The organism is Vibrio sp. 1401 (assembly GCF_033340295.1).
This window is the reverse complement of the sequence record NZ_JAWOWF010000870.1, coordinates 1-511: the sequence shown is the minus strand read 5'-3', so window position 1 is coordinate 511 and position 511 is coordinate 1. Positions and strand designations below refer to the sequence as shown.

Below are 511 nucleotides of genomic sequence, written 5' to 3'. Positions count from 1 at the left end.
AGATGAAAAAGCAATGAATCGCATCACAAGCAAGCAAGTGATTACAATGTTCAATCAAGTCGTAGAAGATTTGTACCCGCAATACCAGTAAACTCCCTGTATAGATTTGTTAAGAAGGAAGTCAATTTGTCCAAGCCAACTTTAGCCGTTGCCTTAATCGTCAAAAATGAAGAGAAGCATTTAAAAGCTTGTCTAGACACCGTAAAAGGTTGGGTTGATGAGATTGTCATCCTCGACTCGGGCAGTGCCGACCGCACTGAAGAAATTGCCCGACAATACACCGATAAATTCTATACCAACTTAGACTGGCCGGGGTTTGGAAAACAACGCCAACTTGCGCAGCAATATGTTACGGCCGACTACGTATTGTGGTTAGATGCCGATGAACAGGGTACTCCTGAGCTAAAAGCAAGCATTTTACAGGCTGTTTCAGCAGATAAGCCGAACGTTTTGTATAAACTAAATCGACTTAGCTCAGCATTCGGAAAGTTCATCTACCATTCTGGCTGGT

General features: G+C 42.9%; 1 protein-coding gene. It reads left to right on the top strand.

The window, feature by feature from the left end; all coding sequences use genetic code 11:
• Positions 1-126: 126 nt before the first annotated feature.
• A partial coding sequence (locus R7Z77_RS28620; RefSeq protein WP_318137469.1) for a glycosyltransferase family 2 protein occupies positions 127-511 on the top strand: 385 nt, incomplete at its 3' end.